Below are 598 nucleotides of genomic sequence, written 5' to 3'. Positions count from 1 at the left end.
CGCGGGGGGAGATCCCGAAGAAGGCGGGGTCGAAGTCGGCGACGTCGTAGAGGAAGCCGCCGTCCCTGGCGTACGTGGTGCCGGGGCGGTCGGGGTCCGGGTCGTAGAGGGAGTCCAGGTCCCAGCCCCGGTCGGAGGGGAAGGCGCCGACCGCGTCGCGGCCCTCGGCGACGAGCCGCCAGAGGTCCTCGGGGCTGCGTACCTCGCCGGGGTAGCGGCAGCTCATGGCGACGATCGCGAGGGGCTCGGCGTCGTCGGCGCCACGGGCGGCGGTGGCCGTGGGCGCGGGGGCGGCCGCCCGGCCCGTGATGGCCGCGGTCAGTTCGCCCAGGAGGTGGGCGGCCAGGGCTGCGGGGGACGGGTGGTCGAAGACGAGGGTGGCGGGGAGCCTGACGCCCGTCGCCCTGGCGAGGCGGCCCCGCAGTTCCACGGCGGTGAGGGAGTCGAAGCCCAGTTCGCGGAAGGCCCGGTCGGCGGGTACCGCCCCGGCGTCCTGGTGGCCGAGCACCGCTGCGGCCTCGGCCCGTACCAGGGCGAGGACGGCGCGGGCCTGTTCGGGTCCGGTGAGGGCGGCGGTCCGGCGGGCGAACTCGGGGAG

General features: G+C 77.4%; 1 protein-coding gene. It reads right to left on the bottom strand.

Translation table 11 applies throughout. The annotated features are described in order from the left end of the window. On the bottom strand, positions 1-598 hold a 598-nt coding region (locus VR44_RS39935), incomplete at both ends, for an acyl carrier protein (protein ID WP_045952600.1).

Origin of the sequence: Streptomyces katrae (assembly GCF_000966975.1) — a bacterium.
GTDB classification, from domain to species: domain Bacteria; phylum Actinomycetota; class Actinomycetes; order Streptomycetales; family Streptomycetaceae; genus Streptomyces; species Streptomyces katrae.
The sequence above is the reverse complement of the archived record's forward strand: the minus strand, read 5'-3'. Positions and strand labels throughout refer to the sequence as shown.